We start from the raw sequence: 20074 nt of genomic DNA on the forward strand, positions 1-20074 counted from the left end.
ATGTGGTCCTCGGGGGTCGTCGACGCGTCGGGGGTGGTCAGCTCCGTGCTGTCCGGCTACCGGCAGGTCCTGGTCGAGTGCCAGCGGCGCGTCACCGGTGATCCCGGTGCGCTGAGCGCCGCGGCGCAGCGGGTCGCCACCCAGGCCTCGACGGTCTCGGGCAAGGCGAAGGAGATCGACGAGTCCGCGAAGACCCTGCACGCGGACTGGGACGGCGACGCCTACACCGCGTTCGCGACGGCCGCCGGGAAACTGGGCGAGGAGCTGACGGACGCCGCCACGAAGCTCGACGACCAGGCAAAACGGCTTTCGACGGCGGCGCAGCTCGTCCAGTCGGCGAAGGCCGCCGTCGACTCGGTCATCGCGCAGTTCGACCAGTACGCCCAGCAGCTGACCGCGCAGGCGCGCGCGGTGAACTCCGGCTCGGTCGGCGCGTTCATCCAGGCCGCGCGGCAGCTCGGGGAGCAGAGCGTCCAGGCCGCCCGCCAGGTCGTCGACGAGTTCTCCGACGCGCTGGCCGAGCTGTTCCCGCCCGAGGGCACCCAGCGGCTGGAGTACAAGCTGGGCAAGAAGACCTGGGGTCCCTTGGGCTGGCTCAACGGCAGCACCCTCGACGGGCGCAAGCGGCCGCGCGGCGCGCCGTCGTGGTTCGGCAACTCGGGCTGGAAGAAGCTCACCTGGGACGGCCTGGAAGGCACTCGCGCGCCGAAGAAGGCGGACACGCCGTTCGGGCAGCCGAAGCCCGAGGGGTTCAAGGACAAGCTCGGCAACAACACCGAGATCACGTACTACAAGTTCAAGCACGAGCAGGACGGGCTCACCCCGGAGTACGACGGCAAGATCACGTCGAAGGGCTGGGACGTCGGCGCGTCCGGGCACACCGAGCTGGCCGCGGTGAAGGAAGAGCTCGAAGCCAAGGGGGACTGGGGCCCGGCGGCGGCGCACGCCAAGGGCACGGTCTTCGCGGGTGGTGAAGCGAGCGCGTCCGGCACCATCGGGGCGCACGGCGTCGGCGCGCACGCGAACGTCTTCGCCGGCGGCAAGGTCGAAGGCGAGGTGGCCGCGGACGTCGCGGGCATCGGCGTCGGCGCGAACGGCACCCTGCAGTACGGCATCGGCGCGCAGCTCGACGCCCAGGCCACCTACGACGCCGGGCACATCAAGGTCAACTTCAAGGCGGGCGCGGCGCTCGGCCTCGGCGCCGGGGTCGGCGCGAAGATCGACATCGACCTGCCGAAGCTCGGCCACACCATCACCGAGTACGGCGGCGCGGCCGCGGACTACGTCGGGACCGCGGCGAACGACGCGGCCAACGCCGTCGGATCCGCTTGGGACGACGCCGTTTCCTACGTGGGGCTGTGATGACCCTTCCCCTGGACTTCGTCATCCCGGACGGCTGGACGGCCGTCGACCCGGGCGAGTCGGGCGCGGTGTTCGTCGCCGTGCACGACGCTGCGCCGGGCGAGTTCGTCCCGAACATCACGGTCAGCGTCCAGCAGCGGCCCGACGAAGCGTCGATCGACGCCATCGCCGCCGAGGCCGTCGAACGCCTGTCGCTCACGATGGCCGGCCTGGAAGTGCTGAGCCGCCGCGACGTCGGCGCCCCGGCCGCGCCCGGCGTCATGCAGCTGCTGCGCCTGCGCACCGGCGAAGGCGAAGAGCTGATCCAGACCCAGGTGCACCTGACGGTTCCCGGCCCCGCGCCGGCGGACCGGCTGGTGCTCGAGCTCGCCTGCACGGCCGCGCCCGCGACCGCGCGGCGGCTCTCACCCGGTTTCCAGCGGTTCGTGGGCAGTGTCCGCGTCCGCCAGCACGAAGGGATGCAACAGTGACCGATCCGTACGCGGTGCCGGACATGGACGAGCTGCTCGCGCAGGTGCGCAAGCAGACCGAGGAGGTCCAGCGGATCCAGCGCACGGTCGAGGCGATGGAGGTCAAGGCGCACTCGCGGCAGAACGAGGTCACCGTCACCCTCCGCGGCGACGGCCGGTTCACCTCGATCGACATCGACCCCCGCGCGATCCGCGAGTACGACGCCCGCAACCTCTCGGAGATCGTCCTCGAGGCGGTGAACGCCGGGCTGCAGAAGCTCGCCGAGGCGTCGAACGCCAAGTTCGCCCCGGTGATCTCGGCCGCGAAGAACGTCTGATGACCACCGCCGACGTACTTTTTTCCGCGGAGGCGGCATGACCACCGCGTCTTTGACGGGCACGACCCGCCGGGTCACGGTGGTGACGCCGAGGGCCCGGGTGGACGTCGCGCTGCCGCAGCAGTCGACGTTCGCCGAGCTGGTGCCGCAGCTGGTGCGGCTGGCCGGGGCGTCCGGGCAGGCGTCGGCCGAACATCCGGGCTGGGTGCTGTCGCGGCTCGGCGGCGCGCCGTTGGCGCTCGGCCTGAGCGTGGCGGCCGCCCAGATCCGGGACGGCGAAGTCCTCCACCTGACCCCGCGGGAACGCCCGCGGGGTCCGCTGCTGTTCGACGACGTCGTCGACTCGATCGCGAGCGTCGCCGATTCCGCCGGCGGCTGGGGGCCGTCGGTCGCGCGGCGGTCGGGGCTGGTGGCCGCGGTGGTGCTGCTGCTGGCCGGCGGTCTGCTGGTGCAGTCGGCGGCGTCCGGCAGCGTCCTGGCCCCGATCGGGACGGGCCTGCTGGCCCTGGTGCTGCTCCTCGGCGGCGGCGCGCTGAGCCGCGCGTACGGCGACGCCGAGGCCGGCGCGGCCGGCGCGGTGGCGGGCGTCGGCGTCGCGCTGCTGGCCGGGATGTCCGTCCTGGCGCCGCATCCGCTGTTTTCGCTGTCGGCCGGGCCGTTGGCGGCCGGGCTGGCGGCGGTGACGGTGTACGGCGTCCTGGCGGCGGTCTCGGTGGCCGACCGGCTGCCGTGGTTCGTGGCGATCACGACCGCGGCGGGCTTCGGCGCGATCACGACGGGCGTGGTCCTGCTGGCCGGCGTTTCTCCCGTGTCGGCGGCCGCGGTGGTCTCGGTGCTGAGCACGGCTTTGGCGGCGGTGGCCCCGATGCTGTCGCTGCGCCTGGCCCGGCTGCCGTTGCCTCGAGTGCCGGACGACATGGAGGCGTTCCGCGCGGACGAACAGCCGTCGCTGGGCACGGAGATGATCGGCCGGACATCCCGGGCCCAGGCCGTGCTGACGGGACTGCTGGTGGGCCTGGGCCTGGTGGTGCTGGCGTCGTCGGTGGTGCTGTCGGCGGGCGGACCGTGGGACGCCGGGCTGGCCGCGGTGCTGGGCTTGGCGTGGATCCTGCGGTCGCGGTCGTACGCGGGCCGGGTCCAGCGCCTGGTGCTGGTCGGGTTCGGCGTGCTTTCGCTGGTGTGCGCCGGGGTGTGGCTGGTGGCGTCGGGCAACCGGACGGTGGTGTTCGCGGCGGGCTGCGCGGTCGTCCTGGCGGCGGTGGTGTGCCTGGTTTACGCGACGCGGGTCGCGCGCGGGCTGCGTTCGCCTTACTGGTCGAGGCTTTTGGACGTTTCGGAGTTTCTGGTGCTGCTTTCGCTGGTGCCGTTCGTGGGCATGATCGCGGGGGTGTACGAAGCCGTCCGCGGCTGAGGAGTAATGGGCCGCCACCGACGACTGCGGCGGCCCATTACCCTACGTCGATGCAAAACTCTCAGGTCCCGATCTGGATCCCCATTGTCGTCGCGATCTTGGGCGTCGCGGGTGTGGTGGTCGGTCAGGTGATCAACGCTTGGCGGGACGCGCGGATCAGGCGGTACGACCTCGAACGGGAACGTCTCAAGCTGACGCACGACGACACTCTCGACTGGCGCAAGATGCGTGTGGACATCTACGGAACCATCACGGGCGGCGTGAACGAGTTCCTCGGCTCCTACGACCCTTTCGTGTCCAGCCATTCCGAGATCGGAACAGCCAGCTCCAGGCTTGATTCGGTGACCAAAGTGGTTCACGCTCAGCTGGGGAAGGTCGAGATAGTCGGGTCGGCCGAAACGTCCGCACAGCTGAAGTCGCTCAGTGGCTTTCTGCGTACTCTGAGATTCCTTTATCTGCAGTACCCGACCGGAGAAGGCCGCGAAGCCGACGCGGCCATGATCAGCGAGATCGCCCGGGACTCGAACGACCTGTATCCCCGGATCGAGTCAGCGGCTCGACAGCTGAATGAGTCCTTCCGGCGAGACTTGGGAATTCCGTCGACCGGCGCCGCAGAACATCCGCCCGGATCCCACGACTGACTCGTGCTCAGCTGTCCAGCGCCAGCGGAAGAGTCCGCCGCACCGCGGCGCCGTGCCGGCCGTGCAACGGAACCACCGGAATCCTCGGCGACGGGACCGCGGCCCCGGGCCGAGCCCCCACCCGCACCGTCACTTCAGCCTTTTCCCGCCCCCCGGCGGTCCGCGTCAGCAGGTACGAAGTCGCCGTGAAAGCCGCTCCCGGCACCGCGAAATCCACCACCTTCGACGTCCTCGGCCGGAAGCAAACCTGCGCCGAGTCACCCCAAGTCCAAGACTTCCACCGGTTCGGCTGAGCGGAAGCCGCCCCCTGGACACCCAGAGCGACCCGAAGCTCCTTCGCCAGCTCCCCGGCCTCCAGCACCGTGCTCTGGTACCCCGCCTCGGCCAGCGCCCCCATCAAGCTCAACGCCGCCGACGCCGTGCTCCGCAACGCACCCAGGTCGCCACCACCACGGGCCAATGCCGCGATCGGGGCCAGGTCCGGCCGGTACCGGACCGCCAGCCAGCGCACCCGCAGCACCTGCTCCCCGCGCGGGATGGCCCACGTCAGCAGCTGCGCCGACGCCAGCGGTACGTCCGTGCGCGCGTAAGCCGAACGCAACGCCTCCACCAGCGGCCCCGGCGCTCCCGGCCCCTGCGTCAGCCGCACCAGCGCGCTCCAGCCGCCGTCGACCTCGGCGACGCCGAAGCGGTTGCCCGCGCGGTCGACGTGCTGGCGCACCTTGACCGGGCCGGCCACCGAAAGCAGCGGATCCGGGCTGTCGCGGCGCGTGTCGTGGCGCCGCAGCCGGAACGCCGTCCAGGTCAGGGCCCAGCCCGCCAGGTGCCGCCCGGCGAAGCGCACGGACGTCAGCAGCACCACGAGCCCGGCCGCCGCGCTGACCGCGATCCGCACCGGCTGCGAGACCGTGTCGACCATCCACGCGAGCAGGACGGCGATGCCCGCGATCTCCCACAGCGCGGCCTGCAGCGGCCGGATCGGCAGCAGCCAGGGCAGCGGCGTGGACGCGGGCCGCGGCGGTGCCGGGCGCACGGCGCCGGCGGTTTCGACGGACACGGGCTCCCCTTTCCCCGGTCTGCGACGCTACTGCCTCCCCGGATGCCGTGTGGGCGTAAAAATTACCCTCCCCTTGCACCATTCGGGTGCCTAGCATCGAGCACTCGGGAGGACGACGCACACAGCCGGGGGCACAGCGCGTGTGGACGCAGCGGGACCAGATCCAGGCGTACCAGTTCCTCCGCCGCAGGCTCGTTTCCGCTCTCGTCGCGGCTGACGCCAACCACCCCGTCTCGCCCAGCCGGCGGCTCGTGCTCGGCACGGTGCTGGGGCTCGTGGCCGCCCTGCTCGTCACCGCCGTCTTCGGGATCATCGGCCTGCTGAACCCCTCCGGTGGCAAGGACTGGCTGGCCGGTGGCAAGGTGATCGTCGAGGAGGGCACCGGCGCGCGGTTCGTGCTCGGCGCCGACGGCGTCCTGCACCCCGTCCTCAACTACGCCTCCGCGCGGCTGCTGGCCGGCGGCAACGGCGACGCGACCGTGTCCGTCTCGCCGGAGAACCTCGGCAAGGCCGGCCGCGGCACCCCGATCGGCATCCCGGGGGCGCCCGACTCGGTGCCCGCCGCCGGAGCGCTGGTCACGACGCCGTGGACGAGCTGCAGCCGCACCACGCAGGACGCGCCCGCGTCGGCCGAGCCGCGCACCGCCGTCCTGCTCGCCGCGCCCGCGTCCGGGGTCGAGCTGCCCCGCGACCAGGGCGTGATCGTCCGGCTGCCCGAGGGCGACCGGTTCCTGCTCACCGGCGGCCGCCGCTACAAGCTGTCCGACGAGGCCGCGACCGCGCTGCAGTTCGACAGCTACCCGACGATCGCGGTGTCCGCGCGGTGGATCGACACCGTCCCGGCCGGGCGTGACCTGACCGCGCTGCCGGTCGACGGCGCCGGCGACCGGGGCCCCGAGGTGGGCGGCCGCGACACCCGCGTCGGTGAGGTCCTCGCCGTCGTGGACGCGATGGCCGCGCCCGGCTCCGCGACGTCGTACTACCTGGTCCGCCGGGACGGCCTCGAGCCGGTCGGGCAGACCGAAGCGAGCCTCCTGGTGACGACGGAGGCCAACGCGGCCGCGTACCCCGGCAGGCCGGCGCCGGTCGACGTCCGCGCGGCCGACGTCGCCGCCGTGCCGAAGGTCGCCGCGCCCCGCGCCGGCGGTGCTGACCCAGCTGCGTTCCCCGACCGCATCCCGGGCAAGGCGCCGATCACCGGTAACTCCGTCGTGCTGTGCATCCAGGGCAGCCGGTTGCTCGTTTCGGCCGAATTCCCGCTTTCCCCTGGCGCGAAAGCAATCCAGGTCGCCACGAGGACCGAAGCACGGGTGGCGGACGAGGTGTGGGTACCTCCGTCGGGGGGAGCCGTCGTCGTCGAATCCGGCTCGGCCACCACTTACCTGGTGACCGACACGGGCCGGAAGTACCCGGTGGTGAACGCGCAGGCAGTGGCCTCGCTCGGCTACGGAAACGTGGCCAAGTCACCGGTCAACGGTAGTTTGCTGGCATTGGTGCCGATGGGCCCCGCGCTGGACCCGGCCACGGCCGGGCAGCCGGCCCCGTCGGGTGGAACGGGGTGAAAGTCGTGCACATGACACAAGAGCGCTCGGCCGAGGACGATCTGGACCGGGGCCGGGTCCGGGTCGCGGTCATCGAAGACCACCCGCTGTACCGCGTTTCGGTGGAGCGGGTGCTGGCCGAAGCCGAATTCATCGAGCTGGGGGCGGTGGTCGACTCGGTGGCGCGGTTCCACGTCCACCGGCAGCCACCGGGCAGCGTGGTGCTGCTGGACCTGGGCCTCCCGGGCGTCGCCGGGGCGGCGGCGGTCCTGGAGGTCTGCGAACTCGGGCACCACGTCCTCGTGGTCTCCGCGCAGGCGGAGCCCGAAGTCGTGCTGGGGGCGATCGCCGCGGGGGCGCGCGGCTTCCTCTCCAAGGACGTCGACGGGGACGAGCTGCTGATCGCGATCAAGACGGTCGCCGACGGCGGCGCGTACGTCTCGGCGGTGGTCGCCGGGATGATCATGAAGGACAACGCGGACCGGCCCGCCGTCTCGGCGGACGTCGAGCTGTCGCCGCGTGAAGAGCAGGTGCTGCGGCTGGTGGCGGCGGGGGAGCGCGACGTCGACATCGCGCTGATCCTCGGCATCGGCGTCCGGACGGTGCGGGGCTACCTCGACCGCATCCGCGACAAGACCGGCGAACGGCGTCGGCCGGGCCTGGTCAAGGAAGCCATCCGGCGCGGCCTGATCGGCGGCTCCGGCCCGCGGCGCGGCGGCCGCAAATGAGCGACGACGACCAGGCGGCGGCCAAGGCGCCCCGGCGGATCCACGTCGGGGTCATCGAGGACCACCCGCTCTACCGGTACGCGCTCACCCGCGTGCTCACCGAGGCCGCGGACATCGAGCTCGGCGCCGTCGCCGACTCGGTGGCCCGGTTCGCGGTGCAGGACCAGCCGGCCGGCAGCGTCGTGGTCCTCGACCTGAAGCTCCGGGGCGTCCAGGACGCGGCCGCGGTCCTGGAAGTGGGGCAGATGGGGCACAAGGTGCTGGTGGTGTCCGCGCACGCGGAACAGCCGGAGGTGCTCGGCGCGATGCAGGCGGGCGCGAAGGGCTTCTTGTCGAAGGACGTCGACGGCGACGAGCTGCTGCGCGCGATCCGCACGATCGCCGACGACAACGCCTACGTCTCGCCGACGCTGGCCGGGATGATCATCCAGGACAGCGAGGAGCGGCACGCGGGGCCGAAGATCGTCCTGTCGGAGCGCGAGAAGCAGGTGCTCCGCCTGGTGGCGGCGGGGGAGCGCGACGTCGACGTGGCGGAGATCCTCAACATCAGCGTCCGCACGGTCCGGTCGTACCTGGACCGGATCCGCGACAAGACGGGCGAACGGCGGCGCGCGGGCTTCGTGCGCGTCGCCATCCGCGAGGGCCTGCTCCGCTAGGTGTGATGTCCAGGGACGTTGTCCCGAGTTGAGGTGACCAGCGGCGGCCTGTCGTGCTGACAGGTGAAGGCCTCCGGTTGTGAAGTGGAGCTGTCTAGGAACCGCTTCACCCACCGGAGGCCTTCGTGTCCCACCCTAACGCCACCCTGACCCCACGCACCCGGCTGCGCCTGGCCCGCCTGATCGTCGAGCACGGCTGGACCTGCACCGCAGCAGCGAAGATGTTCATGGTCGCCGCCAAAACCGCCGCGAAATGGGCCGCCCGCTACCGAGCCGAAGGCGTGGCCGGCATGGCTGATCGCAGCTGCCGTCCCCGCCGCAGCCCGACCCGCACACCCGAGCACCTGGTGCGGGCGATCGTGCGGTTGCGGTGGCGCAAGCGGCTGGGCCCGGTCCAGATCGCCGGCCGGCTCGGCCTGCCCGCATCCACGGTGCACGCGGTGCTGGTGCGATGCCGGATCAACCGGCTCTCCCGCATCGACCGGGTCACCGGCGAGCCGCTGCGCCGCTGCGCCGCTGCGAACACGACCATCCCGGGTCGCTGATCCATGTCGATGTCACCAAGTTCGGCAACATCCCCGACGGCGGCGGCTGGCGCTACGTCGGACGCGCTCAAGGTGACCGCAACCGGGCCGCGACGCCGGGCAAGCCCCGCAACGCCTACCGCAACCCCAAGATCGGGACCGGGTTCGTGCACACGGTGCTCGACGACCATTCCCGCGTCGCCTACGCCGAGATCCACGCCGACGAAACCGCTGTTACCGCCACCGCAGTGCTGCGCCGGGCCGTGGCCTGGTTCGCTGCCCGCGGCGTCGCCGTCGAGCGGGTGCTCTCGGACAACGGGTCGGCCTACCGGTCTCATGCCTGGCGCGATACCTGCCTCGAGCTGGGGATCACTCCGAAACGGACTCGGCCTTACCGGCCGCAGACCAACGGCAAGATCGAACGGTTTCACCGCACGTTGGCCGAGGGCTGGGCCTATGCCCGTTTCTATCCGTCGGAAACCCTGCGGCGGGCCGCGTTACCGGGGTGGCTGCACTTCTACAATCATCATCGACCCCACAGCTCAACCGGCGGCAAGCCGCCGGTCACCCGGCTGACCAACCTCCCCGGACATCACAGCTAGGCCCGTCCCGAGCTTTCCCGTGAAAGCTGCGTCCGGCCGGGTTCAGAGACGGCGGTTGGCCAGGGCTCCCGTCGCCGTGCGGGCCTTGGCCGACACCGCGGTGTCGATGTCGACCACCAGCGTCTCCGGGGCCGGGCCCGCGGCGGCGTGCAGCCGGCCGAAACCATCCGCGACCAGCGAATACCCGATCCCGGTCGGGGCCTTCGGGTTCACCGTGAGGCCCGTCGCCGCCGGGTCCGCCTGGCCGCAGGCCAGCACCCAGCAGCCCGAATCGAGGGCTCGCGCGCGCACCAGCACCTCCCACTGCTCGCGCTTGCCCTCGCCCGCGCCCCAGGACGCAGGCAGCAGCACGACGTCGGCACCGTCGTCGGCCAGCGCGCGGAACAGCTCCGGGAACCGCACGTCGTAGCAGGTCGCGACGCCGTAGACGACGCCGTCCAGCTCGAACGTGGTCACCGACGCGCCGGGCGCCACCGTGTCCGACTCCGCGAAGCCGAACGCGTCGTAGAGGTGGATCTTGTCGTAGCCGCGGTGCTGCCCGGCGCCGGTGACCAGCAGCGTGTTGCGCACCCGGCCGCCGTCCGCGGGGGTGAACATCCCGGCGACGACCACCACGTCGTGCTCGGCGGCCACCGCGGCCACCGCCAAGGCCCACGGCCCGTCCAGCTCCTCCGCGACCGGCGCCAGCGGACGCCCGAAGCGGGCCATCGTCGCCTCGGGGAACACGACGATCCGCGCGCCGTCGGCCACCGCGGCTTCCACCCCGGAGCGAACGAGCTTCAGGTTCGCCGCCGGGTCGTCACCCGAGTTGACCTGGCACAACGCGATTCGCGCCACCACTGCCTCCTGCATGCTGGGATCCGCCGTCACCGGGGAGTATCGCTGAAAACCCCTTCGGCGTGACCTCGTACCCTGGTGGCATGTTGAACCGCACCGACCTGCGTGGGCAGGTCCCGACCGCCGCCGAACTGCGCGCCACGCTTCCCCGCGCCGAATACGACGTGGACGCGGCGCTGCATCACGTGCGCCCGGTGGTCGAGGCGGTCCGTGACCGCGGTGTCGAAGCCGTCCTCGAGTACACGGAGAAGTTCGACAAGGTGCGGCCGGCGTCCGTGCGGGTGCCGCGTGCTTTGTTGACGAAGGCGCTGGCCGAGCTGGACCCGGCCGTGCGCGCCGCGCTGGAGGAGTCGATCACCCGCGCCCGGAAGGTGCACGAAGAGCAGCGCCGCACCGACGTCACGACCACGGTCGTCGACGGCGGCACGGTCACCGAGAAGTGGGTGCCGGTCGAGCGCGTCGGGCTGTACGCCCCGGGCGGGCTGGCCGTGTACCCCTCGACCGTGGTGATGAACGTCGTCCCGGCGCAGATCGCGGGCGTCGGCTCGCTGGTCGTCTGCTCACCGCCGCAGGCCGCGTTCGACGGCCTGCCGCACCCGACCATCCTCGCCGCGGCCGAGCTCCTCGGCGTCGACGAGGTGTGGGCGGTGGGAGGCGCCCAGGCCGTCGCTCTGCTCGCGTACGGCGGCACGGACACCGACGGCACGGAGCTCACCCCGGTCGACGTCGTCACCGGCCCGGGCAACATCTACCTGACCGCGGCGAAGCGGATGCTGCGCGGCCTGATCGGCATCGACTCCGAGGCCGGCCCGACCGAGATCGCCATCCTCGCCGACGAGACGGCCGACCCGGTGCACGTCGCCGCCGACCTGGTCAGCCAGGCCGAGCACGACCCCCTGGCGGCGAGCGTCCTGGTGACGACTTCCGTCGAGCTGGCCGACGCCGTCGACAAGGACCTGGTGAACCGCGTCGCGGCGACGAAGCACTCCGAACGCGTCGCCGAGGCTTTGGGCGGCAAGCAGTCCGGCGTCATCCTGGTGTCCACAGTGGACGACGGCCTGCGCGTCGTCGACGCCTACGCCGCCGAGCACCTCGAGATCCAGACGGCGGACGCGCGCGCGGTCGCCGCCCGGGTCCGCAACGCGGGCGCGATCTTCGTCGGCGCGTACGCCCCGGTGTCGCTCGGCGACTACTGCGCCGGGTCCAACCACGTCCTGCCCACCGGCGGCTTCGCCCGCCACTCCTCGGGCCTGTCCGTGCAGAGCTTCCTCAAGGGCATCCACGTCGTGGACTACTCCGAGGACGCGCTGCGCGAGGTCGCCGGCCGCGTCGTCGCGCTGGCCGACGCCGAGGACCTGCCCGCGCACGGCGAGGCCGTCGCCGCGCGCTTCGGAGGTTCCGTCCGATGACCATCGGCGAAGACGTCACCCTGGACCAGCTGCCGCTGCGCGACGACCTGCGCGGGAAGACGCCGTACGGCGCGCCGCAGCTGGACGTCCCGGTCCGGCTCAACACCAACGAGAACCCGTACCCGCCGCCGCCCGAGCTGGTCGCGGACGTGGCCGAAGCCGTCCGTCTTGAGGCTGCCGAGCTGCACCGCTACCCGGACCGCGACGCCCTGGCGCTGCGCCAGGACCTGGCCGACTACCTGAGCGTGTCGACGCGGGTGGTGCTGTCGGAGGCGAACGTCTGGGCCGCCAACGGGTCCAACGAGGTGCTGCAGCAGATCCTGCAGGCCTTCGGCGGTCCCGGGCGCAGCGCGCTGGGCTTCGAGCCGTCGTACTCGATGCACCCGATCATCGCGTCGGGCACGCGCACCGAGTGGGTCCCGGCGCCGCGCCGCGCCGACTTCACGCTCGACACGGCCGCGGCGGCTGCGCTGATCGCCGAGAAACGGCCGGACATCGTGTTCGTCACCAGCCCGAACAACCCGACCGGCGGCTCGATCCCGCTGCCGGAGCTGCGTGCCGTCCTGGACGCGGCCACGGGGATCGTGGTGGTCGACGAGGCGTACGCGGAGTTCTCGTCGCAGCCGAGCGCGGTCGGGTTGCTGGCCGACTACCCGGCGCGGCTGATCGTGTCGCGCACGATGAGCAAGGCGTTCGCGTTCGCGGGCGGGCGGCTGGGCTACCTGGCCGCGGCCCCGGCGGTCGTCGACGCGCTGCAGCTGGTGCGGCTGCCGTACCACCTTTCGCGGCTCACGCAGGCGGCCGCGCGGGCGGCACTGCGCCACGCGGACGCCACTTTGGACAGTGTGCACAAGCTGGCGGCGGAACGCGACCGCGTCGTGGAGGCGCTGGCGGGGCTGGGTTACGACCCCGTGCCGAGCGATTCGAACTTCGTCCTCTTCGGACGGTTCAGCGATCCGCACGCGGCGTGGCAGTCCTATTTGGACAAGGGAGTGCTGATCCGCGACCCCGGCATCGACGGGCACCTGCGCGTGAGCATCGGCACCCCGGAAGAGAACGACGCCTTCCTCGAGGCGAGTAAGGAAGTTTCCCGATGACCCGGATCGGCAAGATCGAGCGGACCACCAAGGAGTCCTCGATCTCCGTGCAGCTGGACCTCGACGGCACGGGCGAGGTCGAGATCTCGACCGGCGTGCCGTTCTACGACCACATGCTGACGGCGTTCGGCGTCCACGGCTCCCTGGACCTCAAGGTCGAGGCGACCGGCGACATCCACATCGACGCGCACCACACGGTCGAGGACACGGCGATCGTGCTGGGCCAGGCGATCCGCCAGGCCCTGGGCGACAAGAGCGGCATCCGCCGCTTCGGCGACGCGTGGATCCCGATGGACGAGACCCTGGCCCACGCGGCGATCGACGTGTCGGGGCGCCCGTACTGCGTGCACGTGGGCGAGCCGGAGCAGTTCAACACCTTCACGATCGGCGGCAACTACCCGTTCGTGCTGACGCGGCACGTGTTCGACTCGCTGTCGTTCCACGCGCAGATCGCGCTGCACGTAAGGGTGATCCACGGCCGCGACCCGCACCACATCGCGGAGGCGGAGTACAAGGCGGTGGCCCGCGCGTTGCGGGCCGCGACGGAGCCGGACCCGCGCGCGGCCGGCATCCCCTCCACGAAGGGCGTTCTGTGAGCAAGGAAGTCGTCGGAGTCCTCCTGCTCGCCCTCGGGGGCTTCCTCGTGGGCGGGGTCTACTCGACGTGGAAGACGGCCAAGTTCATGGCGGGCGTGCTCGGCGTCGCGGCCCTGCTCGCCATCGGCGGCGCGATCTTCTGGTTCATGAGCTGACCGATTCCTTTCAGCGTCGCGGGCGGTCTACCTTGGCATGCTGATGACGGAGTGGTCAGAGGAGTTCGCGCGGCAGGCGGAGCCGTTCCGGCCGGAGCTGCTGGCGCACTGCTACCGCATGGTCGGTTCGGCGGACGACGCCGCGGACCTGGTGCAGGAGACGTACCTGCGGGCGTGGCGGTCGTACGGCACGTTCGAAGGCCGTTCTTCGCTGCGCACCTGGCTCCACCGCATCGCGACCAACGCCTGCCTGTCCGCGCTGGAGCAGCGCGGCAGGCGGGTGCTGCCCGCCGGCCTGGGGGGCCCGGCCGTCGACCCCGGCGCGCCGCCGGTGCCGGCGGGGCCCGAGGTGGCCTGGCTGGGGCCGGTCCCGGACGCGCTGGTGACCCCCGACCCGGCCACGCTCTCGGCGGAGCGGGACAGCGTGCGGCTGGCGCTCGTCGCCGCGCTGCAGTACCTGCCGGCCCGGCAACGCGCGGTGCTCCTGCTCCGGGAGGTGCTGGGGTTCAGCGCCGCCGAGGTCGCGGCCATGCTGGAGATCTCCACGGCCGCGGTCAAGAGCACGCTGCAACGGGCCCGCGCCCGGCTCGACGAGGTCGCGCCGTCGCCCGACGACGTCGTCGAGCCGGCCGAACCGCACGCCCGGGACCTGCTGCGCCAGTACATCGCCGGTTTCGAGAACGCCGACCTGGCGGTTCTGGAGCAGGCGTTGCGCGCCGACGCCGCCATCGAGCTGGTGGGCACGCGGACCTGGTTCTCCGGCAAGGCGACGTGCCTGCGCTACCTGGCACAGGTGCTCGGCGCTCCCGGCGACTGGCGGATGACCCCGACGCGCGCGAACGGCCAACCCGCCGCGGCGACGTCTTACCACGGCCAGGCCCTCGGGATCGCGGTGCTCACGGTCACGGCCACCGGAATAGCCCGCATCACGGTGTTCCCGGGCGGCCCCGAACTGGTGGCGCGGTTCGGCCTTCCCACGGAGTCGAGCGTGCCGGCCGACGAGGAGTTCCGGACCTACAACGAAGGCGTCATCAGCGAATTCCGCGCCCAGCGGGGTGTGGTCAGCCAGCCACCGTTCCCGATCCTGCTGCTGACGACAACGGGCGCCCGCACCGGCCGGCGGACAACGGTCCCGCTCGGTTATGCGGTCGACGACGAGGGCCGCGTGTTCGTGGTCGGCTCGAAGGCGGGGGCGCCCCGGCATCCGGCGTGGTTCCACAACTTGCGCGCGAACCCATCGGTGACGGTCGAACTCGGCGACGGGTCCTACGAGGCCCGGGCGATCGTGACGACGGGTGAGGAACGCGACCGGCTGTACGGCAGGGTGTCCGATGGGACGTCGGCCTACGAGCGGAACACGGACCGGGTGTTCCCGGTGATCATCCTCGACGGCGTTCCCGCACCGGGCTGACCGCGCCGACGCTGACCCCGCCGAGAGCGGCCCCGCCGAGAGCGGCCCCCACCGAGAGCGGCCCCCACCCTCTCCGGGGGGCGTCCCTGGTCCAGTCTATCGGCCCCGGCCGACAAAACCGGCTGCCGGAGCCTGGTTGTCCACAACCCCGCCGGGCTGTGGACAACCAGCGGCTCACCGGCTCGCGCCGACCAGTTCGCGCTCGTCGTCGTCGGGTGCGGCGTCGAGGTGCTTCGTGAGCTTCTCGCCCTCCACGTCAACGTCCGGCAGGATGCGGTCCAGCCACTTCGGCAGCCACCACGCGCCGCGGCCCAGCAGCGACATCACCGCCGGCACCAGCGTCATCCGGACCACGAACGCGTCCACCAGCACGCCGAACGCCAGCGCGAAGCCGATCGACTGGATCAGTGCCGACTCGGCCAGGATGAACCCGGCGAACACGCTGATCATGATCAGCGCCGCCGCGACGACCACCCGCGCGCCGTGGCGGAAGCCGGTGACCATCGCCTCCTGCGGCTCCGCGCCGTGGACGTGCTCCTCGCGCATCCGCGTCACCAGGAACACCTGGTAGTCCATCGCCAGTCCGAAGAGGACGCCGATCAGCAGGATCGGCAGCATGCTCATGATCGGCCCGGTCGACTTGACGCCGAGCAGGTCCGTCAGCCAGCCCCACTGGAACACCGCGACCACCGCGCCGAACGTCGCCGCGACCGAGCCGAGGAAGCCGATCGTCGCCTTCAGCGGCACCACGACCGAGCGGAACACCAGCATCAGCAGCACGAACGCCAGCCCGACGATCAGCGCGAGGTAGGGCAGCATCGCGTCGGACAGCTTCTCCGAGACGTCGATGTTCGCCGCGGTCTGCCCGGTGACGGCCAGCTTCGCGCCGGTCGCGTTCTCCAGCGCGCCGGACTCGGTGCGGATCGCGGCCACCAGGTCCTCGGTCTGGGTGCTGCTCGGCCCGCTCTTGGGGATCACCGTGAGCAACGCCGTGTCACCGGTCTGGTTGACCCGCGGCGGAGTGACGGCGGCGACGTCGGGGAGCTTCTGGATGTCGGCCGCGGCCTGGCCGAGTGCGGCCTGCCGGTTGGTGCTCGCGCCGGTGTCGACGACGACCAGCAGCGGCCCGTTCGAGCCTTCGCCGAAGCTGCGGCTGGCGATCTCGTACGCCTTGTGCTGCGTGGACTCCGGCGCGGCGGTCGCGTCGTTGGGCAGGCCGAGCTGCATGCCGAGCGCGGGCAGCGCGACGACGGCCATCCCGGCCAGTGCGACGAGCAGCACCGGCCACCGGTGGCGGGCGACGAACCGCGCCCAACGCTCGCCGTGCGTCGTTTCGACGGGCTTGCGGCGCAGCCGGATGCGCTCGCCGGCGACCCGGGTGCCGGCGAAGCCGAGGATCGCGGGCAGCAGCGTCAGGGCGATGACCACGGCGACCGCCACGGTCACGGCCGCGGCGACGCCCATCTGGCCGAGGAACGGGATGCCGATGACGGTCAGGCCGGCCAGCGCGATGATGACGGTGAGCCCGGCGAACACGACAGCCGAACCGGCGGTGCCGGTGGCGCGGCCCGCGGCCTCCTCGGGATCGCGGCCGAGCTTCAGCTCGTGCCGGTAGCGCGACACGATGAAAAGCGCGTAGTCGATGCCGACGGCCAGCCCGATCATCAGCGCGAGGATCGGCGTGTTCGAGTTCAGCTCCAGGAAGCCGGAGGCGAGGAAGATGCCGCCCATCCCGGTGCCGACGCCGATCAGCGCGGTGAGCAGCGGGATCCCGGCGGCGACGAGCGAGCCGAAGGTGATGATCAGCACGACGGCGGCGACCGCGACACCCAGGCCCTCGGTCGCGCCGGTCTCGGGGACGCCCTGGACGGCGTCACCGCCGAACTCGACGGTGAACCCGGCCTCGCGGGTGGCTTTCGCCGCGTCGAGCAGCGCCTGGCGGTCACCGTCGGTGAGCTCGTAGGCCTTCGCGCCATAGCTGACCTGGGCGAGCGCGACGCGCTTGTCGGGGGAGATCGACTGCGCCTGGAACGGGTCGACGACCACCGCGACCTTCGGCGCGGTCTTCAGCTGCCCGACCAGCGTCTCGACGGCCGCCTTGCCCTTCGCGTCGGTCACGGTGGTGCCGGCCGGCGCCTCGATCACGACGCGCGCGGTGGCGCCACCGGCGTTGGCCTGCGGGAACTTCTCGGTCAGCAGGTCGACGGCCCGCTGCGACTCGGTGCCGGGGATCGTCACCGAGTTCGACAGCTGGCCGGACAGCGTGAGCGCGCCCAGCCCGAGCGCCACGAGGACGGCTGCCCAGACGGCGGCGACCAGCGCCCGCCGCCGGAAGGACAACCGGCCGAGCCGGTACAGGAAGGTCGCCACGAGTCAGCTCCGTTTCGCCCGAACGGGGTCGGTTCACTCCAATTGATTACTGACCAAGCTAGCCGATCGGCAAGCATAGTCCAAGCCGATCGGCAAGTATGTGACTTGCCGAACAGCAAGGTTTATCCCAGCCGATCGGCTAGTGGCTGGTTTGCCGATCGACAGGGAGTGACGTACGCTCCGACGGCTCGATGAGGAGGAAGAATGACCGCCGGCCCGGCCGAGGACACCCGGACCCGACTGCTGCAGACCGCGTTGCGGCTGTTCACCGAACACGGGGTCGAGGGCACGTCGCTGCAGATGATCGCCGACGCGCTCGGCATCACGAAGGCGGCGGTCTACTACCACTTCAAGACGAAGGCGGAGATCACCGAGGCCGTCGCCGAGCCCGGCGTGCGCGATCTGGACGAGCTGGTGCTGCGCGCGGCCGCGCAGAAGCGCCGCGGCACGCAGGTGGACCTGCTGCTGGAGGGGTTCGTCGACCTGGTGATCCGGCACCGCGCGCTGGTGGCGCTGTTTTCGAGCGACCCGGGCCTGGTCCGCGCGATCGAGAAGTCGGCGCACGGCGGCATGGAGGGCTTCGGCCAGGCGCTGCTGGGCATCCTGTCGGGCCCGGACCCGACGCCGGCGGCGCGCGTCAACGCGATGGTGGCGCTGACGGGCATCGCGATGGCCGGCGGTTCCCCGGACCTGGCCCGCCTGAGCGACGACGTCCTGCGCACGGAACTGCTGGATGTGGGCCGCCGCCTCCTGGGCCGCCCCCGCCGCCGAACCCCCACAGCGGTGTCGACCCTCTGATCACGCGTGATGCCCCGCCAATCACGCGAGATGCCCGCCCGGTCACGCGAGATGCCCGCCCGGTCACGCGAGATGCCTCGCTGATCACGCGAGATGCGCGCCAGCTACGGGGGATGCCCCGCCAATCACGCGTGATGCCCGCCCGGTCACGCGTGATGCCTCGCTGATCACGCGAGTCGCGCGCCCATTCGCGCGAGATCCGGCTTCCGGCGCGCGTGTCGGCCGCCTGGGTACGCGTGTCGTCCGCCTGGGTGCGCGTGTCGGCCCTCCGGGTGCGCGTGTCGGCCGTCCGTGTGCGCGTGTCGACCGCTGCGGCGCGCCTCAGCCGATGCGGTAGAGGTACTTCGGTGGCACGCTCGCCGTCAGCCAGACTCCGTTCGCGCTCACCTGGAACGCGTGTCCCGTCTCGGACATCGCCGCGGCGTCGACTCGGAGGATCACCGGCTTGCCTCGGCGGGCGCCTACGGTCCGGGCCGTGTCGACCGTTTCCGAAAGGTGGACCGCGTGGCGGTTCATCGGGTGCAGCCCCTCGCGCAGGATGGCGTCGAGGAACTTTGCCACCGTGCCGTGGTAGAGCACGTCCGGCGGCTGTGCGTCCGCCAGGCCGAGGTCGACCGTGACGCTGTGGCCCTGGCTCGCGCGGATGCGCGCGCCGGTCTCGTCGAACGCGAAGCGGCGCTTGTTGTTCGTCTCGACCACTTCGTCGAGCTGTTCGCGGGTGATCTTCAGCGCGCGCAGCAGCGCGTCCACGTCGACCCAGCCGTCGGGGGAGAGGGTGAGGCCGGCCGCGGCCGGGTTGTGGCGCAGGTGCAGTGACATCCGTTTGGAGATGCGGATCAGTTCTTTCTCGTTCATTTCCTCCCCAGGATCCCGCGGCGGGCAAGCGATTTAGATGCCGCCCTCGACCGCCGGACGAAGCTTGCTCGCTCCCGGCCCGAAGCGCGCCAGCTCGTCGTCGTTGTTGTAGAGCGCGCAGCTGCGCAGCGACAGGCACCCGCAGCCGACGCAGCCGGTGAGCCGGTCGCGAAGCCGTTGCAGGGCGTCGATCCGCGCGTCGAGCTCGTGCTGCCAGTCGCGCGACAGCCGCGCCCAGTCGGTCTTCGTCGGGGCGTGGTCGGCGGGCAGTGACGCCAGCGCCGCGCTGATGTCTTCGAGGGAGAGCCCGACCCGTTGCGCGGCGCGGATGAACGCGATCCGCCGCAGCACCGAGCGTGAGTAGCGGCGCTGGTTGCCCGCCGACCGCTCCGAGCTGATCAGGCCTTTCTCCTCGTAGAACCGCAGTGCCGTGTGCGGCACGCCGCTGCGGTCCGCCACCTGTCCGATGCTGAGATGTTCAGCGAGCCTCGTCACCAGCTCAGGCTATCCTTGACTTCGAGTTTAGTCGAGGTTGCATCGTCGGAGTATGACCACTGCGACCGAACCGGGCTACGCCGAGCTACCGCGACTGATCTCGTTGATGACCGGCGACGACAAGCACCACGCCGCCGCAGAGTCCACTGTGGACGTCCTGTGGGTGCTCTACGACCGCGTGCTCGACGTCACGCCGGCGAACTTCCGCTCGCCGGACCGCGACCGTTTCCTGCTGTCCAAGGGACACGGGCCGATGGCGTACTACGCCGTGCTGACGGTGAAGGGCTTTCTCGACGAAGCCGAGCTGCCGATGTGGTCCAACGCGCTGTCGCGCCTCGGCCGCCACCCGGACCGCCGGCGCGTCCCCGGCGTCGAGATCTCCAGCGGCTCCCTCGGCCACGGCCTGCCGATCGCGTTCGGCACGGCGCTCGGGCTGCGCGCCCGCGGGCTGCCGTCGAAGGTCGTGACGCTGATCGGCGACGCCGAGCTGGACGAGGGATCGAACCACGAGGCGATCGTCGTCGCGGCGCGCTCCGGCCTCGAAAACCTGACGACGGTGGTGATCGACAATCGCTCGTCGACGCACGGCTGGCCGGGAGGCCTCGCCCGCCGCTTCGAGGTGGAGGGCTGGGAGACGCGCACGGTGTCCGGCCGCGACCATGCGGCGCTGTACTCGGCGTTCACCGACGCCCATCCCGGCCGGCCGCTGGCCGTGGTCGCCGTCGTCGAACCGAAGGGCTGA

At 71.7% G+C, this 20074-nt stretch carries 20 protein-coding genes and 1 pseudogene; 16 read left to right on the forward strand and 5 right to left on the reverse strand.

All coding sequences use genetic code 11. The features are described 5' to 3' along the window. Genes AA23TX_RS08155 through AA23TX_RS08175 form a run of 5 tightly spaced genes read left to right on the forward strand, consistent with a single transcriptional unit; the run spans nucleotide 1 to nucleotide 4201 of the window. Nucleotides 1-1362 (forward strand): WXG100 family type VII secretion target, encoded by a 1362-nt coding sequence (locus AA23TX_RS08155; RefSeq protein WP_155541953.1) that lies wholly within the window; start codon nucleotides 1-3, stop codon nucleotides 1360-1362. Continuing rightward, nucleotides 1362-1832, forward strand: a complete 471-nt coding sequence (locus AA23TX_RS08160; RefSeq protein ID WP_196425224.1) for a hypothetical protein — start codon at nucleotides 1362-1364, stop codon at nucleotides 1830-1832. The genes AA23TX_RS08155 and AA23TX_RS08160 overlap by 1 nt, the downstream gene beginning before the upstream one ends. Then, a complete protein-coding gene (locus tag AA23TX_RS08165) occupies nucleotides 1829-2149 on the forward strand; it encodes a YbaB/EbfC family nucleoid-associated protein (RefSeq protein ID WP_086674669.1) in 321 nt (106 codons plus the stop codon). The genes AA23TX_RS08160 and AA23TX_RS08165 overlap by 4 nt, the downstream gene beginning before the upstream one ends. A 37-nt stretch (nucleotides 2150-2186) precedes the next feature. Next, nucleotides 2187-3560, forward strand: coding sequence for a type VII secretion integral membrane protein EccD (gene eccD / locus AA23TX_RS08170; protein ID WP_155541955.1), 1374 nt, complete (start codon nucleotides 2187-2189; stop codon nucleotides 3558-3560). A 50-nt stretch (nucleotides 3561-3610) separates the two neighbouring features. Then, on the forward strand, nucleotides 3611-4201 hold the full coding sequence (locus AA23TX_RS08175; RefSeq protein WP_155541956.1) for a hypothetical protein: 591 nt from the start codon (nucleotides 3611-3613) through the stop codon (nucleotides 4199-4201). A gap of 7 nt (nucleotides 4202-4208) precedes the next feature. On the opposite strand, the gene AA23TX_RS08180 is transcribed toward AA23TX_RS08175, so the two are convergent. Next, complete coding sequence (locus AA23TX_RS08180; protein ID WP_155541957.1) at nucleotides 4209-5258, reverse strand: type VII secretion protein EccE; 1050 nt, start codon at nucleotides 5256-5258, stop codon at nucleotides 4209-4211. A gap of 140 nt (nucleotides 5259-5398) precedes the next feature. Between AA23TX_RS08180 and eccB the strand changes: the two genes are divergently transcribed. The 4 genes and pseudogenes from eccB to AA23TX_RS08200 all read left to right on the forward strand — a co-directional run bounded on the left by eccB (nucleotide 5399) and on the right by AA23TX_RS08200 (nucleotide 9309). Then, a complete protein-coding gene (gene eccB, locus AA23TX_RS08185; RefSeq protein ID WP_155541958.1) occupies nucleotides 5399-6820 on the forward strand; it encodes a type VII secretion protein EccB in 1422 nt (473 codons plus the stop codon). A gap of 11 nt (nucleotides 6821-6831) precedes the next feature. Continuing rightward, nucleotides 6832-7527, forward strand: coding sequence for a response regulator transcription factor (locus tag AA23TX_RS08190; protein WP_196425225.1), 696 nt, complete (start codon nucleotides 6832-6834; stop codon nucleotides 7525-7527). Continuing rightward, entirely contained in the window at nucleotides 7524-8183 is a 660-nt protein-coding gene (locus AA23TX_RS08195; protein WP_155541960.1) for a response regulator, read from the forward strand. Before AA23TX_RS08190 ends, AA23TX_RS08195 begins: the two co-directional genes overlap by 4 nt. A 125-nt stretch (nucleotides 8184-8308) precedes the next feature. Continuing rightward, a pseudogene (locus AA23TX_RS08200) lies at nucleotides 8309-9309 on the forward strand (IS481 family transposase). A gap of 42 nt (nucleotides 9310-9351) precedes the next feature. Here AA23TX_RS08200 and AA23TX_RS08205 read toward each other — a convergent pair. Beyond that, nucleotides 9352-10146 carry a carbon-nitrogen hydrolase family protein gene (locus AA23TX_RS08205; protein WP_155544321.1) on the reverse strand — a complete coding sequence of 265 codons (795 nt, stop codon included), beginning with the start codon at nucleotides 10144-10146 and terminating at the stop codon, nucleotides 9352-9354. An 83-nt stretch (nucleotides 10147-10229) separates the two neighbouring features. Between AA23TX_RS08205 and hisD the strand changes: the two genes are divergently transcribed. From hisD to AA23TX_RS08225, 5 genes are read left to right on the forward strand one after another with little or no spacing between them, the layout of a single operon-like run. Continuing rightward, entirely contained in the window at nucleotides 10230-11555 is a 1326-nt protein-coding gene (gene hisD / locus AA23TX_RS08210; RefSeq protein ID WP_155541961.1) for a histidinol dehydrogenase, read from the forward strand. After that, nucleotides 11552-12652 (forward strand): histidinol-phosphate transaminase, encoded by a 1101-nt coding sequence (locus AA23TX_RS08215; protein ID WP_155541962.1) that lies wholly within the window; start codon nucleotides 11552-11554, stop codon nucleotides 12650-12652. The genes hisD and AA23TX_RS08215 overlap by 4 nt, the downstream gene beginning before the upstream one ends. After that, the gene (gene hisB, locus AA23TX_RS08220) at nucleotides 12649-13248 is read left to right on the forward strand and encodes an imidazoleglycerol-phosphate dehydratase HisB (protein WP_155541963.1); all 600 of its coding nucleotides are present in this window, start codon (nucleotides 12649-12651) and stop codon (nucleotides 13246-13248) included. Before AA23TX_RS08215 ends, hisB begins: the two co-directional genes overlap by 4 nt. Continuing rightward, nucleotides 13245-13403: a CG2302 family histidine operon protein gene (locus AA23TX_RS49545; RefSeq protein WP_196425226.1), complete on the forward strand. Its 159-nt coding sequence runs from the start codon at nucleotides 13245-13247 to the stop codon at nucleotides 13401-13403. The genes hisB and AA23TX_RS49545 overlap by 4 nt, the downstream gene beginning before the upstream one ends. Nucleotides 13404-13446: 43 nt before the next feature. Further along, a complete protein-coding gene (locus AA23TX_RS08225; protein WP_196425227.1) occupies nucleotides 13447-14814 on the forward strand; it encodes an RNA polymerase subunit sigma-70 in 1368 nt (455 codons plus the stop codon). A gap of 174 nt (nucleotides 14815-14988) precedes the next feature. Here AA23TX_RS08225 and AA23TX_RS08230 read toward each other — a convergent pair whose 3' ends face one another. Beyond that, a complete protein-coding gene (locus AA23TX_RS08230; RefSeq protein WP_155541964.1) occupies nucleotides 14989-17184 on the reverse strand; it encodes an MMPL family transporter in 2196 nt (731 codons plus the stop codon). Between the two features lie 204 nt (nucleotides 17185-17388). Here AA23TX_RS08230 and AA23TX_RS08235 point away from each other — a divergent pair, with 204 nt between their 5' ends. Next, nucleotides 17389-17982, forward strand: coding sequence for a TetR/AcrR family transcriptional regulator (locus AA23TX_RS08235; protein ID WP_155541965.1), 594 nt, complete (start codon nucleotides 17389-17391; stop codon nucleotides 17980-17982). A gap of 321 nt (nucleotides 17983-18303) precedes the next feature. On the opposite strand, the gene AA23TX_RS08240 is transcribed toward AA23TX_RS08235, so the two are convergent. Together AA23TX_RS08240 and soxR are read right to left on the reverse strand one after the other, a co-directional pair. After that, the gene (locus AA23TX_RS08240) at nucleotides 18304-18837 is read right to left on the reverse strand and encodes an RNA 2'-phosphotransferase (RefSeq protein ID WP_196425228.1); all 534 of its coding nucleotides are present in this window, start codon (nucleotides 18835-18837) and stop codon (nucleotides 18304-18306) included. Nucleotides 18838-18870: 33 nt separating this feature from the next. Continuing rightward, complete coding sequence (soxR, locus tag AA23TX_RS08245; RefSeq protein ID WP_155541966.1) at nucleotides 18871-19332, reverse strand: redox-sensitive transcriptional activator SoxR; 462 nt, start codon at nucleotides 19330-19332, stop codon at nucleotides 18871-18873. Nucleotides 19333-19384: 52 nt separating this feature from the next. Here soxR and AA23TX_RS08250 point away from each other — a divergent pair, with 52 nt between their 5' ends. Then, nucleotides 19385-20074, forward strand: coding sequence for a thiamine pyrophosphate-binding protein (locus AA23TX_RS08250; protein ID WP_155541967.1), 690 nt, complete (start codon nucleotides 19385-19387; stop codon nucleotides 20072-20074).

The sequence above is a fragment of the Amycolatopsis camponoti genome, from assembly GCF_902497555.1.
GTDB lineage: Bacteria > Actinomycetota > Actinomycetes > Mycobacteriales > Pseudonocardiaceae > Amycolatopsis > Amycolatopsis camponoti.

Excerpts from the sequence above, each read along its gene's own strand:
- AA23TX_RS08155 (WP_155541953.1), top strand. The coding sequence starts at position 1 with ATGTGGTCCTCGGGGGTCGTCGACGCGTCGGGGGTGGTCAGCTCCGTG.
- AA23TX_RS08160 (WP_196425224.1), top strand. The coding sequence starts at position 1,362 with ATGACCCTTCCCCTGGACTTCGTCATCCCGGACGGCTGGACGGCCGTC.
- eccD (WP_155541955.1), top strand. The coding sequence starts at position 2,187 with ATGACCACCGCGTCTTTGACGGGCACGACCCGCCGGGTCACGGTGGTG.
- AA23TX_RS08175 (WP_155541956.1), top strand. The coding sequence starts at position 3,611 with ATGCAAAACTCTCAGGTCCCGATCTGGATCCCCATTGTCGTCGCGATC.
- AA23TX_RS08190 (WP_196425225.1), top strand. The coding sequence starts at position 6,832 with ATGACACAAGAGCGCTCGGCCGAGGACGATCTGGACCGGGGCCGGGTC.
- AA23TX_RS08195 (WP_155541960.1), top strand. The coding sequence starts at position 7,524 with ATGAGCGACGACGACCAGGCGGCGGCCAAGGCGCCCCGGCGGATCCAC.
- hisD (WP_155541961.1), top strand. The coding sequence starts at position 10,230 with ATGTTGAACCGCACCGACCTGCGTGGGCAGGTCCCGACCGCCGCCGAA.
- AA23TX_RS08215 (WP_155541962.1), top strand. The coding sequence starts at position 11,552 with ATGACCATCGGCGAAGACGTCACCCTGGACCAGCTGCCGCTGCGCGAC.
- hisB (WP_155541963.1), top strand. The coding sequence starts at position 12,649 with ATGACCCGGATCGGCAAGATCGAGCGGACCACCAAGGAGTCCTCGATC.
- AA23TX_RS08225 (WP_196425227.1), top strand. The coding sequence starts at position 13,447 with ATGACGGAGTGGTCAGAGGAGTTCGCGCGGCAGGCGGAGCCGTTCCGG.
- AA23TX_RS08235 (WP_155541965.1), top strand. The coding sequence starts at position 17,389 with ATGACCGCCGGCCCGGCCGAGGACACCCGGACCCGACTGCTGCAGACC.
- AA23TX_RS08240 (WP_196425228.1), bottom strand. The coding sequence starts at position 18,837 with ATGAACGAGAAAGAACTGATCCGCATCTCCAAACGGATGTCACTGCAC.
- AA23TX_RS08250 (WP_155541967.1), top strand. The coding sequence starts at position 19,385 with ATGACCACTGCGACCGAACCGGGCTACGCCGAGCTACCGCGACTGATC.